14 protein-coding genes and 3 pseudogenes are annotated in these 16,378 nt (G+C 46.0%); 3 read left to right on the top strand and 14 right to left on the bottom strand.

The window, feature by feature from the left end; all coding sequences use genetic code 11:
• Positions 1–287 precede the first annotated feature (287 nt).
• The gene (locus ACZM6M_RS11840) at positions 288–1,106 is read right to left on the bottom strand and encodes a hypothetical protein (protein WP_489490446.1); all 819 of its coding nucleotides are present in this window, start codon (positions 1,104–1,106) and stop codon (positions 288–290) included.
• 235 nt (positions 1,107–1,341) lie between these two features.
• On the opposite strand from ACZM6M_RS11840, the gene ACZM6M_RS11835 reads away from it, so the two are divergent.
• On the top strand, positions 1,342–1,686 hold the full coding sequence (locus ACZM6M_RS11835; protein WP_337933566.1) for a DUF7768 domain-containing protein: 345 nt from the start codon (positions 1,342–1,344) through the stop codon (positions 1,684–1,686).
• Positions 1,679–1,816 (top strand): annotated as a pseudogene (locus tag ACZM6M_RS11830) (DNA cytosine methyltransferase); the annotation flags it as partial. The gene ACZM6M_RS11835 and the pseudogene ACZM6M_RS11830, both read left to right, overlap by 8 nt.
• On the opposite strand, the pseudogene ACZM6M_RS11825 reads toward ACZM6M_RS11830, so the two are convergent.
• The 9 genes and pseudogenes from ACZM6M_RS11825 to ACZM6M_RS11785 form a co-directional block, all read right to left on the bottom strand.
• A pseudogene (locus tag ACZM6M_RS11825) lies at positions 1,812–2,285 on the bottom strand (group II intron reverse transcriptase/maturase); the annotation flags it as partial. The pseudogenes ACZM6M_RS11830 and ACZM6M_RS11825 overlap by 5 nt on opposite strands.
• A gap of 503 nt (positions 2,286–2,788) precedes the next feature.
• A complete protein-coding gene (locus ACZM6M_RS11820; protein WP_418496645.1) occupies positions 2,789–3,721 on the bottom strand; it encodes a M14 family metallopeptidase in 933 nt (310 codons plus the stop codon).
• Positions 3,718–4,512 carry an ABC transporter ATP-binding protein gene (locus ACZM6M_RS11815; RefSeq protein ID WP_340276359.1) on the bottom strand — a complete coding sequence of 265 codons (795 nt, stop codon included), beginning with the start codon at positions 4,510–4,512 and terminating at the stop codon, positions 3,718–3,720. The genes ACZM6M_RS11820 and ACZM6M_RS11815 overlap by 4 nt, the downstream gene beginning before the upstream one ends.
• Positions 4,496–5,335, bottom strand: a complete 840-nt coding sequence (locus ACZM6M_RS11810) for an ABC transporter ATP-binding protein (protein ID WP_417045375.1) — start codon at positions 5,333–5,335, stop codon at positions 4,496–4,498. The genes ACZM6M_RS11815 and ACZM6M_RS11810 overlap by 17 nt, the downstream gene beginning before the upstream one ends.
• Complete coding sequence (gene opp1C / locus ACZM6M_RS11805) at positions 5,332–6,156, bottom strand: nickel/cobalt ABC transporter permease (protein WP_066548252.1); 825 nt, start codon at positions 6,154–6,156, stop codon at positions 5,332–5,334. The genes ACZM6M_RS11810 and opp1C overlap by 4 nt, the downstream gene beginning before the upstream one ends.
• A gap of 5 nt (positions 6,157–6,161) precedes the next feature.
• On the bottom strand, positions 6,162–7,100 hold the full coding sequence (gene opp1B / locus ACZM6M_RS11800) for a nickel/cobalt ABC transporter permease (RefSeq protein WP_066548235.1): 939 nt from the start codon (positions 7,098–7,100) through the stop codon (positions 6,162–6,164).
• A gap of 79 nt (positions 7,101–7,179) precedes the next feature.
• Positions 7,180–8,799, bottom strand: a complete 1,620-nt coding sequence (gene nikA, locus ACZM6M_RS11795) for a nickel ABC transporter substrate-binding protein (protein WP_417045916.1) — start codon at positions 8,797–8,799, stop codon at positions 7,180–7,182.
• Positions 8,800–8,908: 109 nt separating this feature from the next.
• The gene (locus tag ACZM6M_RS11790) at positions 8,909–9,811 is read right to left on the bottom strand and encodes a LysR family transcriptional regulator (protein WP_177968165.1); all 903 of its coding nucleotides are present in this window, start codon (positions 9,809–9,811) and stop codon (positions 8,909–8,911) included.
• Between the two features lie 85 nt (positions 9,812–9,896).
• The gene (locus tag ACZM6M_RS11785; protein ID WP_482441896.1) at positions 9,897–10,892 is read right to left on the bottom strand and encodes an MATE family efflux transporter; all 996 of its coding nucleotides are present in this window, start codon (positions 10,890–10,892) and stop codon (positions 9,897–9,899) included.
• A 16-nt stretch (positions 10,893–10,908) separates the two neighbouring features.
• On the opposite strand from ACZM6M_RS11785, the gene ACZM6M_RS11780 reads away from it, so the two are divergent.
• A complete protein-coding gene (locus ACZM6M_RS11780) occupies positions 10,909–11,598 on the top strand; it encodes a helix-turn-helix transcriptional regulator (RefSeq protein WP_418762387.1) in 690 nt (229 codons plus the stop codon).
• Positions 11,599–11,749: 151 nt separating this feature from the next.
• Here the strand turns inward: ACZM6M_RS11780 and ACZM6M_RS11775 are convergent, their stop codons facing one another.
• The 4 genes and pseudogenes from ACZM6M_RS11775 to pyrG all read right to left on the bottom strand — a co-directional run bounded on the left by ACZM6M_RS11775 (position 11,750) and on the right by pyrG (position 16,178).
• Positions 11,750–12,934, bottom strand: a complete 1,185-nt coding sequence (locus ACZM6M_RS11775; protein WP_418926706.1) for an LL-diaminopimelate aminotransferase — start codon at positions 12,932–12,934, stop codon at positions 11,750–11,752.
• A gap of 15 nt (positions 12,935–12,949) precedes the next feature.
• On the bottom strand, positions 12,950–14,374 hold the full coding sequence (purF, locus tag ACZM6M_RS11770) for an amidophosphoribosyltransferase (protein WP_418926707.1): 1,425 nt from the start codon (positions 14,372–14,374) through the stop codon (positions 12,950–12,952).
• 78 nt (positions 14,375–14,452) lie between these two features.
• Positions 14,453–14,560 (bottom strand): annotated as a pseudogene (locus ACZM6M_RS11765) (glucosamine--fructose-6-phosphate aminotransferase); the annotation flags it as partial.
• A gap of 10 nt (positions 14,561–14,570) precedes the next feature.
• A complete protein-coding gene (gene pyrG, locus ACZM6M_RS11760) occupies positions 14,571–16,178 on the bottom strand; it encodes a CTP synthase (RefSeq protein ID WP_489490445.1) in 1,608 nt (535 codons plus the stop codon).
• Positions 16,179–16,378 lie beyond the last annotated feature (200 nt).

Here is a 16,378-nt window from a genome sequence, read left to right as displayed (position 1 = left end):
ACCTCCCGGGAGTATGTCTTCATAGGCTGCGGTCATGAAAATGACCGCAGTTTCCTTTTTTACGATAGGATCTGAATTTCTGCTGTCAACCTCTGCAGTTCATTCCGTGTAAATCTTACTAATTTTTTCTCTATGAAATCCCCTTAATGGCTGCTTCCCCATCGGATGAATACCATCTTCTGTTTCACAGACAGGGTATTGTCCTGCCAGCTGCTCTAAATATTTCTTTCATTTTTTCAGAAGGCTGCCGTAATATTCTTCCTGTGTCAACTATACATCCCACACATTTACTGGATTTCTTTTTTATTTTCATTATCGGTTTTTTCTCCCATTCCCGGTTTATTGTCCATTTCTCCGGGTCTTTTACCATTCTCCGCCGGTTCCCTTTCCATGGGCGCCCTCCCGCCTGTGGGAACTTCGCCGTTCTCAGGCCCCCTACCGCCTTTAGGTATCTCACTGCCAACGGGAGCCTTTCCGTTTTCAGGAATATCGGTGCCGTAAACAAGACTGTCCATAGTAATCGTTTTCTCCTCCGTACCGGCTGTTAATGAATAGCTTTCTCCCTGTCTGATATCCGGGCTGCTAATGAGGACAGATGAATATTCTTTTTCTGCTTTCCAGGATAAAAGCTCTGTGCCGTCACTGTTTTTCAGGGCGATCTGCGTTCCGGCTTCCTGCGGATTCAAAGTAACCATTATTATCCCCTGGGTAGAAGATGGATCAAAGTTTTGTGCCATACCGGATGCGCCTGATGAAGCAAAAATTCCTCCTGTGACCACTGCTTTTCCATTATAATCCAATGAACTAATCCCATCTCCTGACGCGTTGATTCTCAGGCTGCCGCCTGAAATTGAAATATAGGCTCCTTCCATAGATACAAACGGATCTTTTCCTTTTTCCATACTGCTTCCGTCTCTGCCTCCGGCAGCATTCACACCGTCGTCAGATGCTGTAATATCGATCTGTCCTCCTGTAATATCGATCGTCAAACCTTCTATTCCTTCGCAGCTTTCTGAAATCTTAATACTGCCTCCGGAAATGGCAGCTCCGTCATCTGCATGGATTCCATCATCTCTGGAAGACAGAGTGTAATCTCCTCCGGTGATAAAAACATATAAAATGTTATTCCCCGTCGCCAGTTATCCCTTAGCATAGCCGGGAAAATCCGTCAAGGGTGCCATACGGCACCCTTGACGGATTTTTCCCGGTTATGCTTTTACACAGTCAAGCGACGGGGATATAAATTCTCCAGAGCCGTCCCCCTTTCCGGGGAAAGGGGCGGAGGGGAAAGGCGAACCTTGCTGATACCCATTCTATATAAGAAGAAACGGAGGTTATTCAATGAAACGACCCTTAGCATATCTGACTGCCGCATGGAGCGGACAACCGGAAATCGACATGGAACTGGCGGCGGGCTACTGCCGCCTTGCTTATGAGGCGGGATTTTCTCCCATCTGTCCGCTGATCTACCTTCCGCTGTTTTTAGACGACAGCGTACCCGAGGAACACAAAGCCGGGATTGACATGGCCCGGGATATGCTCCGCCGTTCCCATACGCTGATTGTCTGCGGGGAAACAGTGGATGAAGATGTGAAAAACGATATTGCAGTTGCCGGAAGGCTTGGCATTGCGGCAACGACTTTAGAGGGCGTCCTGGCAGTAAAAGGACATGGCAGAAATGCCTGACATTAAGCTGGGAAGTCTGTTTGACGGGATCGGGGTCTTTCCCCTTGCTGCCTCCCGGTGCGGAATCCGCTCGGTGTGGGCCAGCGAGATTGAGAAAGCCCCGATTTCCATTACCAAACGGCACTTGCCTCTTTTGCACTTCTGTTCGGACGATAGCCATAGCTACCCTCTGCAAACAGTGGTTCATAGATTGGCACTAACTGTTGGGTTATTGCCTGTTGAAGTGTACGGTCTAGCACTGTTGGTATGCCAAGCTTTCGCACACCACCATCTGATTTGGGAATCTCAACTCGTCTTACTGGAGACGGAGTATACTTTCCACGATAAATGCGGTCGGTTATCTCTCGTTGATGTTCCTTTAAATATGGAAGAGCCTCCTCAATGGTCATGCCAGCAATTCCTGGCGCTCCCTTGTTTGCCTTAACTCTCTTATACGCTCTGTTAAAGTTGTCTTTATACAGTATCGCTTCCAAAAGTCTCGGCTGTGCACTGTCTCTTTCTTTCCATATCCGATTGAATGACCTAGACGCTTTCACATACCCTTCATGTTCCGCATTATCTCTTTGCGAACGGCCATTGTTTTCAATATTTTCTGCCATAGACGGTCATTCCTCCTTTCTCGGTCATACTCAAGACTCCTACTGATTCGGTCCTTCACCTCTCGGCTACTATGACCTCTGCTGACTTCTGTGCGTTCAGCATTGCTTTATGTAATGGTTACCTCTTTCAAGGCGTGCCGCACAGACCTCCCTAGGTACCACACGTTTCTTCCTCTCCATCCATCTGCCTCATCTATCATGCATGATTCCGTGTAGTTATTGGGCTTCGACTTGGATGGCAGCCTTACCCTCATGCATGACCTCATATGAGATTTCTGTTCATCAGACCAGAGATTTGCCCGTGAGTTAGTATGTCCCTCACATCCAGCTTCCTTCAGATCCCACCTCACGATGGACACCCTTGCCTTCGGCTATATCCTTCCCACTACCGGGCGGATTCGGGACTTTAACCCGTTAGAAACGTGCGCCGCTAGGCGCACCATCCATAAAACAGGGTGTGCAGATATAAAAACTGCACACCCGATCGCAACATCCTTCTGCACTTATATCTTCCCATATGCAGCCAATGCCTCGCCAGCCCTTACTCCCAACGCTGTCGTATGATACAAGACAACTCCATCGAATTTTGCACAAAGCTCCGTTCGTTTCCCATCCGCATAAGCTTCAAAAACCCCAAACTTTTCTCCACAGCATACCCGCTTCCCCGCTGTAATAGAGGGATACCAAAAACCGTCAGAGACTGCCTCCTCATAAACGGCTTCTTTTATATCTGCCTGCGATGTTTTTTCATATGAACCCTGTTTTATCCCAAGAAATGCCATAATGCGGTGCATATCCTCCATACACCGCTCCACTTCATTCTCCGACCACAGACCGCCTGAACCCCGTTCGATCAAAAGAGACGGAATCCCCTTCTGTACGGCCCAGCTGTATAATCCATTTTTCGCCTGAGAGCTTACCCTGTAAGGTACGGATAATACTTTGGCTGCCTGTAATGCTTTATCATTAACCGCCTTCTCTCCCTTTGTGGGATAAAAAACAAGAGGAATCAAATCTTCATTGCTGTCTCCGCTGTGAAGATCAATCAGAAAATCTGCACAGGGATATATATATTCTTCCATGGTATAAGCAATCCGTTCAGAAATCGTTCCATTCGATTTTCCAGGGAAAACCCTGTTTAAATTTTTTTCATCCTCCGGAACCACCTGCTTTCTGCCGTCAAAAAATCCGCATCTGTTTACGAGAGGGATCAATATCACGTTTCCCGCCAATTCCATGGGGTCAAGAAACTCAGCCATTCGCTTCGCTGCTTCTATCCCCACATACTCGCAGCCGTGAACTCCTGCCGTTATGACCAGAGTTTTCCCCTGATTTTTTCCACAGATACAAATTCCCTCCATTGCCTCCGCCTGTAAGACGGGAATTTTTATATGTTTCTTTTCCCCCGCCTGTATCTCGTATCCGCAAACGATCATGATGCCTCCTCTGTGTCAAAAACGATAATAGATTCTAAAAGCTTTCTGGCATAGATATCCTTTGCTTCGCTTAGCTGCTTTACCGGAAGATACTCTGTCACCCTTCCCTGGTACAAAAACAGCACATCATCACAAAGATAGGTTATAGATGTAAGATCATGGGTAATGAAAATATAGGTCAATCCAAGCTTTTCCTTTAAATCAAGCAAAAGATCCATGATCTGAACCTGGGTATGGGCATCTAGTGAGGAAATCGCCTCATCAAATAAGATCAACTCCGGATTACACGCAACCGCCCGGGCAATGCAGATCCGCTGAAGCTGGCCTCCTGACAGTTCATGGGGAAACCGACCGGCAAAGTCATAGGACAGGCCTACCAGCTCAAGCAGCCGGCGGATCTCCTTTTCCTGATTCAGCTTTTTCCTCTCTCGTCTTTGACGGACAAAGAGGCCTTCCTTCAAAATATCCGCCACTCTGAAACGGGGATTGGCTGAGGTTGTATAGTCCTGAAAAACAATACTTAACCGATCCTGCAGATTCTTACGTCCCTGTTTTGAACCGTATACGGAAACTCCATTGAGGAATACGGTTCCCGAATCCGGTTTTAAAAGTCCGCATAACACCCTGCCCATAGTAGATTTTCCACTTCCGGATTCTCCCAGAATCCCCAGGCAGGTTCCTTTTTTCACCTCCGCTGATACATCAAATAAAACCTGCTGTTTTGTATGTCCAAACAGCTTGTCCTGGCATTCCCTGCGGAAGCTGACGCATATCTTATCCAGCTTGAGCATGACTGCACTCTCCTCCTTCCAGCGCCTGTCTGTATTTTCTCATAACATCCGTCCGTTTTTCAATCAACAGCCTTGTATACGGATCTGCCGCATGGTGGATAATGTGATGGAAATCCCCCTGATCCACTACTGTTCCCTGGTTCAGAACCACAATTTTATCTGCTATCTGCGAAACAGCATTAAGGTCGTGAGAAATAAAGATCATCGCGGTCTTATGCTTTTGTTTAATGACTGCAAATTCATTTAAAATATCAAACTGTGTAATAGCATCGATTGCAGTGGTAGGCTCATCTGCAATCAGCAGAGACGGCTCCATGGACATGGCAATTCCAATCATAATACGCTGCAGCATTCCGCCGGAAAGCTGGTGTGGATATTTTTCCAGTGCCTCCTCTGGATTTCGGATCTGCATTTTATCTAACATTTCAATGGATCTCTCTTTTATTTCTCCGGCATCCCATTTTTGATGAGCTGCAAATGTTTCTGCAATCTGGTTTCCGATACGGTACAGAGGATCGAAACAGGTCATGGGATTTTGCAGTACGATTCCAACCTGCCCGCCTCTCAGCCTGCGCAGCTGCTCTGCATTTTTCCCAACCAGCTCATCTCCCTGAAATTTCGCGCTTCCGGAAACAACAAAATTCTTATCAAGAAGCCCCATGGCTGCCTTAATTGACATGGATTTTCCGCTTCCTGATTCCCCCAAAATTCCCAGGCACTCCCCCTGCTTTACCGAAAAAGAGACGTCTTTCACTAAATCCGTATTCCTTTTTTTGCCTCGCAGGGATACCTGAAGATGATTCAATTCAAATACTGGTGTCACTTTGCCACCTCCTTTGGATCAAGAACGTCCCGCATCGCATCTCCCAGCAGATTAAAGCAGCACACAAGGGCAACGATTGCAATTCCTGGCGCAAGCATCTGAGTTGGGTTGCTGGTCAGAACCTCCTTAGCCTCATTTAACATAGCGCCCCATTCTGGTGTGGGTGCCTGAACTCCCAGTCCCAGAAAAGATAATGTAGAGATGTTAATAATCGCCCATCCAATGTCCAGAGAAGCCAGAACTGCCAGATCAGAAGTGATGGACGGCAGCAAATGACGGAACAGGATAAAACGCTCTGGCATGCCTACGCACCTGGAAAACTGTACAAAATTTTTATCCCTGTACTGCATAACTCCGGTACGGATCATGCGGGCATACCAGGCCCATTTTATAAACACATTGGCAATGATCACATTCTGGACACTGATTCCCAGCAGGGCCACCACTGCAAATACCATGATCTGGCTGGGAAAGGAGAGCATCACATCTACGATCCGCATAATAATCTCCTCTGCAATCCCTCTGAAATATCCGGCTATAATGCCCAGGACTGCCCCAATCCCAATGGTTCCTGCCATAGTAAGAGCTGCCAGCCCCAAGGTGGGGCGGATTCCAAAGATCATGCGGGAAAGCACACATCTACCCAGCTGATCCGTTCCAAGGGGGTACTGGACGCTGTAGGAAGCAAACTTATTGATAATATTGGTTTCATAGGGATCGTTCGGGGCAATAACCGGAGCAAAAATCCCAATAAGAGCAATGAGCAAAACTGCAAATGTTGTAAAAACTGCCGTTCTGTTCTGAAAAAAACGCTTTACCATGTTCTCTAATCCTCCTTTCTCAGCCGTGGGTCAGACACTGTCTGCAAGATATCAAATATCAAATTAAATACTACAAAAAGAACACCGATCAGCAAAACATAGGTCTGAATAACTGGATAATCCCTGTTAAAAATAGAACTGATGCACAGGGTTCCAAGTCCCGGCCATGAAAATACATTTTCTACAACAATGGTACCTGATATCAGCTGAGGGATACTCATTCCCATTGCAACAATGCAGGTATGCATGGAATTTTTCAGAACATGCTTTACCCAGATCGATTTTGGAGATAATCCTCTGACATTGGCATAAAGGACATAATCCTGTTTCATATTCTCCAGCATATTATTGCGTATCAGCCGGATATAGGTCGATATATAGCTTAATGCCACTGTAAATGCAGGAAGGATCAAATGCTTCCATGTTCCGTTTCCATTGGTAGGCAGCCATCCAAATTTTACACCGATTGCCCACATCAGCAGCAGTCCAACCCAGTAAGGCGGCATGGCAGTGGTAACAAAGACAATGCTTCTCATCATCTTATCAAACCATCCATCCTTGTATACTGCACACAAAAATCCGATTGGAATACTCAAAAGCAATACGATCACAAAGGAAGCTCCCGCAAGCTGCAGGGTGGCCGGAAGACATCTTAAAATTTCTCCGGCTACAGTTCTTTTGGGATTCACATAGCTGATTCCAAAGTCTCCCTGCAGGCATCCTGCAAGCCAGTCAAAATACCGGATCAAAAACGGCTTATTCAGACCAAGCATTTCCTCCATCCTGGCAATGGCCTCTTCTGTTATCACAGGCATTTGCTGTACCCTTAGGGCAACCTCTGCGGGATTAGATGGAATCAGATTGATAAACAGGAAACAGATAAAGGAAATCGCAAGCAGCAATGGAACAGCCATCATCAGACGGCGAATGACATATCGTTTCACAGCTTTTCCCCTCTTTCTTATAGATTTTCAGGTCTTATCTTTTAAAAAGCCGCTTCTCAGAAGAAACGGCTTTTCCTGATTATTCAAAATACATGTCAGAAAACGGAACATCATACTGGTCTGTTCCAAAATGAACGCCTTGTAAATTCTTTGTATAAAGCGCCTTGTTGCATTCAAAAGTCAGAGGAATATATACGGCATCCTCGTGGAGACGGGTGAGAACGAACCGGTACAGTTCCTGACGTTCCTCTTCATCTGTGGTAGTCAGGATATCCGTAATTGCCTGATCAATTTCTTTCTTATCTGCCAGTCCCTGCTGTGCCGCAAAATCTCCGTAAACCGGTGCTCTCATTGCCGCCAGCGAAGACTGTGGATCGTAAGGCATACCCCAGCAGATGTTGAATACCATATCAAAATTACCTGCTTTCATATTGTCCCTGTAGGACTGCTCCTCCTCACCATGTATGTTGAGGGAAATTCCAAGCTTCAGGTATTCGCTCTGCAGATATTCAGAAATGGTTTTTTCCGTTACACTATCGCTGTTATACAATAAATCCAGTTCCAGTTTTTTTCCGCCTTTCTCCCTGATGCCACTGCTTCCCATAATCCATCCTGCTTCATCCAGCATACTGGATGCGGTTTCTGTACTATATTCGTATGGTGTCAGTTCTACATCACAGTAAGGAACCGTAGCTGCGTAAAGCGTATCTGCCGGCTGCTCCAGCCCATAAAAAATACCTTCCGAAATTGCCGTTCTGTTGGTCGCATGCTGCAGTGCCTGACGGACAGCCGTATCACTGAGAATCTCATTCGTCGTGTTTAATACAATATGTCTTGTAGAGGTAGGATTGGAAAGGGCAACTTCAAATTTATCACTGTCCACATACTGACTGATGGCATCTGCATCCAGCATATTTTTACCAAAAATCAGATCGATCTCTCCAGACTCCAGCGCCATAATACGGGTCTGGTTATCAGGAATTACTTTTACGGTAATCCTTTCAATTTCAGGCTTTTCTCCCCAGTAATTTTCATTGCGCTCAAATACGGCATATTGATCTGTCTCGAAATCAGTAAGCACATAAGGACCGGTTCCGATATACCCGCTCACTCCGTCTTTTGTACTTCCGTTAATCATGCAATTGGGAGAAATCATGGCAAAAGGACGGATACAGCCTAATTCCGTAAGCATTGGATAATAGGCTTCACTCAATTCTATTACAAATGTATGGTCATCCGGAGCCGATACCCCAACCAGCAGGTTCATCATCTCCAGCCATGTATGACGATCTTTATTCTCAATAATTGCATTAAAATTCGCTAAGATTGCATTGGCATCGCAGACGGTTCCATCCGAAAAAGTAACTCCATCGCGGATTTTAAATGTATATATTTTTCCATCCTCGCTGATGGTCCAGCTTTCTGCCAGGCATCCCTCATATCCGTCTTCTGTAATGCTCACCAGAGTATCGTACAAAATGCTCTGGGCATACATTTCTCCTGCATACAGATGTGGATTTAAATCCCGGATATCCCGATAATTTACAAAAACCAGTTCCTGGTCGGAACCGTTGACTGCAGCGGCCGGTTCCGATGCTGCTGTTGAAACCGATGATGCAGCTTCTTTCTGTCCGCATCCGCTTAAAAGACCAAGCGCCAGGATTCCTCCCAGAACCAGTGCCGGAAATCTTTTTTTCATAGTGCTTACCTCCAGTAATTTTTATAGCTTTATCTGACCTGCATTATTGTATCAGAGTTAGCTCAGCCTTACTAGATGGTAATTTGTTCTGCCACTCCATAACAGATTGTTATAGCATTTGCTGAAATTTTTCCAGAATCCATTCTGCCTGTCTGGAAAGAATGCGGGCTGGATCTTTTACATAACCGACCTGTAAAAATGGTTCACAGCCATTGATAGGAAGGGCTTTTAAATCATACTGGGAATAGGGCTCATACATAAAATCAAGTCCCAGACTGCATACATCCGTATATAAAAGAAGGTTGACAGTCAGATGGTCACTGTTTGTGTAGGCCGCATGGTTCAGGTTTTTTGTATCGATCAGACCCATGCTGACTGTTTCCAAATGGTGCTCCATAGAAAAAAAATCTCTTACTCCGCGGACAAATTTCAGCTCCTGGAGCTCAGAAAAGTCTACGCTTTGCTCATAGTACAGAGGATGGCAGGGACCCACATACAGGCAGATTTTCTTCGTCTTTAACGGTATGAATTCCAGGTTTTTATGGGACAGAATGTGCTGGAAGGTCTGAACCTGATGCTGTGCCACATAAACGATCCCTATCTCAGAAATCCCCTGATGTACCTGTTCTGTAATGTCCTCTACCGTTCCTTCATGGTGCTCTATGGAATACACATGTCCCCATTCTTTATAAAAATCTGTCAGAAGCCTTGCGATCATATTGCTTGGATAAGTGGAAATCCGGATACTGTTTTTCATATCCGGAACCGCTAGAGAGGAAATGGTCGCCGTTGCTTTCAGTATCATTTTTGCATATTCCAGAACGGTTTCTCCATAAACCGTTGGAGAAACGCCTTTTCCGCTGCGTTCAAGCAGCGGCCTTCCCAACTCACGCTCCAGAGAACGGATCGTTTTGCTCACATTTGGCTGGGAAGTATATAAACAAATGGCCGCCTGAGACAGGCTTCCCCGTTCACAGGCGGTCACAAAAAACTCCAGTTGCTTGATATCCATTTCATCTTCCTCCCACGTCGTTTATTTAAGTCTGTGGTTAGTTTACACTAATTTTTATTTACAGTCAATATCACTGTTTTAACATCTACCCCTTTACAGTATCCGAAAGGCAGTCTGCAGGTAGCATTTTCCGCTGCATACTGTTGTAGTACACAAACATTACATAGCTGCCTGCCCCAATCCATGCAAGAGGTGTGGCAATACATACTCCTGTGTATCCCCACAGGGAACAGATAAACAATGTGCTTCCAATACGCATCACCAGTTCAATCATACAGGCGATAAAAGGTGTCGCTGTATTCTGCATACTCTGAACGGCACAGCGGTAGATACTGAGCGCTCCCAGTATCAGATAGCAGGGGGCCACCCAATTCAGATAACCATTTGAATACCAGATAACCTCTTTAGGCGGATTGGCAAGAAACATTTCCACAATAGGACGGCGCAGAAGGAGGATTCCCACTCCCATCATAAGATTCAGGCACTGGGTCTGGATGAGTGCGGCATGTACTCTCTGACGAATGCGCTTCCATTTTCCCGCTCCATAATTTTGAGAAACATATGCAGACAAAGCGGACGCCGTTGCATTATTGACAAGCACAGAAACCTGATCCGCTTTCGTAGCCGCCGTATAACCGGCCACAGCCATACTTCCAAATCCGTTAACCGCACTCTGCATGGCAAGCTGGCCTATACACATAACGGACATCTGAAATCCCATAGGAAACCCGATTTTGAGTTCCCGGATACAGACCTTCCTTAGTCCGGAAAAGTCCCTTCGGGACAGTCTCAGCTCCTCATATCTCCTTACACCTGAAACGGCACATAGTAAAGAAGCCAGAAGCTGAGATAAAACAGTAGCCCATGCAGCACCTGCAACACCGCCCTTAAAAGGCACAATAAACAGGATATCCAGAACAATATTCAGCAGAGAGGAAAATACCAGATAGTACAGGGGCGTCCGGCTGTCTCCAAGAGCCCGCAGTATATTGGATATCATATTGTAAAAAAAGGTGGCTCCGCTTCCTAAAAGAACAATAAACATATATTCGTATGCCTCATTACAAGTATATACACTCATTCCCGGACAGGCGATTGTGATCAATTCCGATGTCCCTCACAGTGCAGTTCCCATAAAAAACAGTCATGTAATGATCGACACGATCATTATTCAGACAGCATTTCTTTCTGAGACACCGGGAAATGATATTGATCGAAACTGCCTCTCCCCCTTTTTCCATAATACAGATCTCCCCTGTATTCCTCTCCTTCTCGAAAATGAAATACAGAATGAAATTGTAAAAAAACTGATTCAGCTTATCCACCTGTTTGATTCTAAATCTGACTTTTTTGAATTGAAGGTCAAAAGCCTGATACTTGACTGCTTTTATCAATTGCTTTTAGAAAACAAAAATAAATTTAAAAACCATTGCCCATCCAGCCAGGAAGCCCTTCGCAGGCTCCGGATTATGCTGGACTATATCCATGAACATTTCAACCAGCCTTTTTCTCTGACCGGGCTCGCAAATCATACACTGCTGTCCAGAGAATCCTGCTGTCGGATTTTCAAACAGATGACAGGTATGACAATCAGCCAGTATATGACTGAATACAGAGTTATGCGGAGTCTGCCCTATCTGGCGGACGGAAAATACTCGATCGCAGAGGTTTCTGCTCTTTGCGGCTTCAGCAGCCAGAGCCGGTTTGCCGCTGCTTTTCGTTCCAAAATGGGGTGTAATCCAAATCAATATCTGCATTCCAATTTTGACATTATACGGAACTCCTGAAGAAAAATCTATTCATATTTACGATTTTTTCATACAGATATTGATGATGAATTAAGAAACGATGTCCAGTTGAAAAAGAAACTTCCCGTAAAAAAGCCAGTCGTATTTCCCGCCCAAAAGGCAATGCAATACCACTGGCTTTTTATTGTTTTTATCGGGCAAGCAGCTTCACAAGCCGCCCGGCTGCCTCTTTCGTATCCTCCGGCGAGCCAAAGGTAGAAAAACGGAAATATCCCTCGCCGCAGGCTCCAAAGCCTTCTCCCGGAGTTCCCACCACCTGGATTTCATGAAGCAGATAATCGAAAAATTCCCAGCTTCCCATTCCATTCGGACACTTCATCCAGATATAAGGAGCATTTTTTCCGCCGCAATACCAGATTCCCAGCTGATCAAGGGCATCCATCAATACCTTCGCATTATTTTTATAAACCTGTATTCTTTCACGGATCTGCCTCTGTCCTTCTTCCGTAAAAACAGCGGCTCCTCCCTTTTGGATAATGTAAGATACCCCGTTGGTTTTCGTTGTACGGTTGCGTATCCACATCTCATTTAAGCTCATCCCGTTTCGTTTCAGCGCTCCGGGAATCACTGTATAGCCCAATCTGGTGCCAGTGAAGCCCGCTGTTTTAGACAGGGAACATATTTCGATCGCACAGTTTTTTGCCCCCTCTATTTCAAAAATACTGTGGGGAACATCCTCATCTTCAATAAACGCCTCATATGCGGCGTCAAACAAAAGGACAGCGTCCGTGCGGTTGGCATAATCTACCCACTGCTTTAATTTGTCATAATTGAAAACGGCTCCTGTAGGGTTATTGGGGGAGCAGATGTAAATGACATCCGCTGTAACGCTTTCATTCGGCAGCGGAAGAAATCCCTCCTTCTCTCCCGATGGGATGTGAATGATTTTATTCCCTGCGATTATATTGGCGTCTACATAAGCCGGATAGGCCGGTTCCATGATCATAACCGTTTTATCCCTGCCAAACAGATCGAGAATATCTCCCAGCTCGTCACTTGCCCCGCTGGAAATAAATACTTCCTCCTGTGAAAGCCCTACGCCTCTTTTTTTATAATATTCAGCAATTATCTTTCTCAGTTCAGGGTCTCCGCACTCCGGCATATAGCCGTGAAAACGGCTCTTTTCCCCCTGATCGTCGACTGCTTTGTGAAGTGCTTTGATCACCTCGCCGCAGAGAGGAAGGGATACGTCTCCGATTCCCATACGATACAGATGCGCCTCCGGATGCTCTTCCAGATAAAGCTTTGTTTTCTGGGCAATATGATAAAACAGATAGGATTCCTTCAAATTATTGTAATTGGTATTCGGTATCATAGATTTTATTCCTTTCTACTGATTGTTTCTCTCAGACAGCTTTCTTTCAAATCGGTCTTTCCGAAGATCCGTTGGTATTTTCGTAGGATATTGTCCATGAAAACAGGCTGCGCAGTAGTCATTGCTGTCAATCAGCCTGTTCAGCTGATCCACCTGCAGATATCCCAGAGAATCGACTCCGATCAACTTCGCGATTTCCGCTGTACTGTGATGGCTGGCAATCAGATTTTCTTCTGAATCAATATCTGTTCCATAGTAGCAGGGATGCAGGAAGGGAGGCGCGGAAATCCTCATATGGATCTCCTTTGCTCCCGCTTCGCGCAAAAGCTTTACGATACGCCTGCTGGTCGTTCCTCTGACAATGGAATCATCGATCAGAACCACATTTTTCCCCTCAATCACACTTTTTACAGGAGAAAGCTTGATTTTTACCTGATCCAGACGTTCTCTCTGCCCCGGAGATATAAACGTCCGTCCAATATATTTGTTTTTAATCAGTCCTATGCCATAGGGAATGCCGGATTTTTTCGCAAAGCCCAGGGCAGCGTCCAGACCGCTGTCCGGAACTCCGATCACAATATCCGCGTCTGCCGGATAGGTCTCCGCCAGCAGTTCCCCAGCCCTTATCCGCGATTCATGGACAGATACTCCGTCTATCACAGAATCCGGTCTGGCAAAATAGATATACTCAAAAATACAGGTTTTTTTCTTCTGTTTTCCGCAATGCTCTCTTCTGGATTCCACACCATCCGGATGAAAAACCAGGATTTCTCCCGGCAGTACGTCTCTGATAAACTCTGCCCCCACTGCTGACAATGCGCAGCTTTCTGAAGCCACAACATAAGCGCCGTCCGGCATCTTTCCATAGCACAGGGGTCTGAAGCCATAGGGGTCGCGGGCGGCGATCATCTTCGTGGAAGACATAAGAACCAGGGAATAGGCCCCTTCCAGCGACTCCATCGCATTGCTTACAGCTTCTTCAATACTGGGTGTCTTCAGCCGTTCTCTGGTAATAATATATGCGATGGTTTCCGTATCGCTGGTGGTATGAAAAATAGCTCCTGACAACTCCAGCCTGTCGCGAAGCTCCAGAGCATTGCTCAGATTTCCATTGTGAGCCAGAGCCATTTTCCCCTTCTGGTGATTGACTTCAATGGGCTGGCAGTTGCTTCTCGTGTTTCCTCCTGTGGTTCCATATCTTACATGTCCCACAGCTATGGTTCCCTCCGGCAGATGGGATAGTGTATCTTTAGAAAATACTTCGCTTACAAGCCCAAGGTCTTTATAGGAAGAAAATACTCCGTCGTCATTGACAACGATCCCGCAGCTTTCCTGTCCTCTGTGCTGCAATGCATAGAGTCCGTAATAAACCAGCTCTGCCACAGGCTCCTTTTTTTTGTTCATTACTCCAAATACGCCGCATTCCTCATGAATTCCCATCCCGTTATTTCCTCCTACTGATCTTTCCTTACTCTACCGTAACCGATTTTGCCAGATTCCTCGGTTTATCAATATCACAACCGCAACGCCTGCCGAATCATATCCTCTGTATTCCAGCCGTTTTAAACCGTCCAACAGTACGGAAAACGCCTCTGTATTTCCTGCGAATCCGATAATTCCACACATATTTCTACTCCTATTTTTCTTCTGTCTGCTTTAATGCCGCAGAAATAAAGCCTTTAAACAGGGGATGAGGCTGATTGGGGCGGCTCTTAAATTCGGGATGAAACTGTACGCCTATAAAAAATGGATGCTCCGGCAGCTCTATGGTTTCAACCAGCCTGCCGTCTGGAGAAGTTCCGCTTATGACCAGTCCAGCTTTCTCCAGCTCCCCGCGATATTCATTATTAAACTCATAACGGTGGCGGTGACGCTCATGGATCTGTTCTGATCCGTAGCACTCTTCCATTTTCGTCCCGGCCTTGATGCAGCAGGGATAGCTTCCCAGACGCAGCGTGCCTCCCTTATCAATCTCCCCGCTCTGTCCCGGCATAAAATCAATTACCCTGTGGGCGCACTGCTCATCAAATTCTCCTGAATGGGCATCCGTAAGCCCCAGAACATGCCGTGCAAATTCGATAACAGCAATCTGCATTCCAAGGCAGATGCCAAAATAAGGTATCCTGTTTTCACGGGCATACTTTGCAGACAGGATCATGCCTTCAATTCCCCGGCTTCCAAAACCGCCGGGAACGATAATTCCATCCATTCCATGCAGAACATCATTTACAGTTTCCCTGGTAATCCCTTCGGAATCGATCCAGTGGATTTTTACAAATGCATTCTCTTCATATCCGGCATGATTCATTGCTTCTGCTACAGACAGATAGGCGTCGTGAAGCTTTACATACTTTCCAACCAGGCCAATGTGTACTTCTTCAGAACGATTGTGGATCCGTTCTACCATCGCCGTCCAGTCTGTCAGATCCGGCTCTGGCGCCTCAATGTGAAGCTCCCTGCACACCACATCGGAAAAACCGGATTTTTCCAGCATCAGCGGCGCTTCATAGAGATTTGGCAGCGTTATGTTTTCAATCACACAATCTTCCCTGACATTGCAGAACAGGGAAATCTTCCGAAAAACAGATTCCTCTAATGGCCTGTCAGAACGAAGGACAATAATACCGGGATTGATCCCCATTCCGCGAAGCTCCTTAACTGAGTGCTGTGTCGGCTTTGACTTATGCTCCTCTGAACCGCTCAGATAAGGAACAAGCGTCACATGGATAAACAGGCTGTTTTCCTGTCCAACCTCCAGCGAAATCTGGCGTACCGCCTCTAAAAACGGCTGGGATTCAATATCGCCGATGGTTCCGCCGATTTCCGTAATCACCACATCCGCATCCGTCTTTTTTCCTACGCGGTACACAAATTCTTTAATCTCATTGGTAATATGAGGGATCACCTGAACCGTCGATCCCAGATATTCTCCTCGCCGCTCCTTATTCAGAACGTTCCAGTACACCTTTCCTGTTGTCAGATTGGAATATTGATTCAGATCTTCATCAATGAACCGCTCATAATGTCCCAGATCCAGATCGGTTTCCGCCCCGTCTTCCGTCACATACACTTCCCCATGCTGATAAGGGCTCATCGTACCGGGATCTACGTTAATATAGGGATCCAACTTCTGGGCTGCAACCTTTAACCCCCTTGCCTTTAAAAGCCGTCCAAGAGAAGCAGCTGTAATTCCTTTTCCCAGGCCGGACACCACTCCTCCGGTCACAAAAATGTATTTTGTCATTGTCTTTCCTCCATTTTTGAACGCAAAAAGGGCAAAGAGGCCTTTAAGTTTATCTAAACTTAAAGACGCCTTTGCCTTTATGGACGCTATTCTACCTCTTAAGCCCTATCTTGTCAATCCGTTTTTTCTGAAATTCGCTCAGCCCTATCGCTTCGGATATTCTGTCCCATCAGGTCTGAAAGAGTAATATGATCAACGTA

This window comes from Enterocloster sp., from assembly GCF_057861365.1.
This window is presented reverse-complemented; position numbering and strand designations above follow the sequence as displayed.

Coding starts and splice junctions, on each gene's coding strand:
- opp1C (WP_066548252.1), bottom strand. CDS start 6,156: ATGGTAAAGCGTTTTTTTCAGAACAGAACGGCAGTTTTTACAACATTT.
- ACZM6M_RS11835 (WP_337933566.1), top strand. CDS start 1,342: ATGAAACGACCCTTAGCATATCTGACTGCCGCATGGAGCGGACAACCG.
- ACZM6M_RS11785 (WP_482441896.1), bottom strand. CDS start 10,892: ATGAGTGTATATACTTGTAATGAGGCATACGAATATATGTTTATTGTT.
- ACZM6M_RS11775 (WP_418926706.1), bottom strand. CDS start 12,934: ATGATACCGAATACCAATTACAATAATTTGAAGGAATCCTATCTGTTT.
- purF (WP_418926707.1), bottom strand. CDS start 14,374: ATGGGAATTCATGAGGAATGCGGCGTATTTGGAGTAATGAACAAAAAA.
- pyrG (WP_489490445.1), bottom strand. CDS start 16,178: ATGACAAAATACATTTTTGTGACCGGAGGAGTGGTGTCCGGCCTGGGA.
- ACZM6M_RS11815 (WP_340276359.1), bottom strand. CDS start 4,512: ATGCTCAAGCTGGATAAGATATGCGTCAGCTTCCGCAGGGAATGCCAG.
- nikA (WP_417045916.1), bottom strand. CDS start 8,799: ATGAAAAAAAGATTTCCGGCACTGGTTCTGGGAGGAATCCTGGCGCTT.
- ACZM6M_RS11790 (WP_177968165.1), bottom strand. CDS start 9,811: ATGGATATCAAGCAACTGGAGTTTTTTGTGACCGCCTGTGAACGGGGA.
- ACZM6M_RS11820 (WP_418496645.1), bottom strand. CDS start 3,721: ATGATCGTTTGCGGATACGAGATACAGGCGGGGGAAAAGAAACATATA.